1 pseudogene is annotated in these 218 nt (G+C 58.3%); it reads left to right on the top strand.

Annotation, left to right across the window (positions count from 1 at the left end):
* Positions 1-122: 122 nt before the first annotated feature.
* A pseudogene (locus AF337_RS45975) lies at positions 123-218 on the top strand (EamA family transporter); the annotation flags it as partial.

Genomic DNA, 218 nt, shown 5'->3' with positions numbered 1-218 from the left:
AACAATACCGGCGGACGACCCGCATGGCGAGCCGGAAGTCCGGGCAAATCGATTTGATAGCAAGAATCTGCAAGAGGCGTGCTCACGGTTCGCCTATTGGTCGGGAAAACGAGGATCACTCCATGGCAAATGCCGCTCTCTTCATCGCAACCGTCCTCATATGGGGGACGACCTGGATCGCCATTGCGATGCAGGTCGGTCCCGTGCCGGTCTTGGTC

The sequence above is a fragment of the Rhizobium ecuadorense genome (assembly GCF_001187535.1).
In the GTDB taxonomy this organism is placed as follows: domain Bacteria; phylum Pseudomonadota; class Alphaproteobacteria; order Rhizobiales; family Rhizobiaceae; genus Rhizobium; species Rhizobium ecuadorense.
Note: the sequence above shows the minus strand (reverse complement) of the source record. Positions and strands in the feature narration are given on the sequence as shown.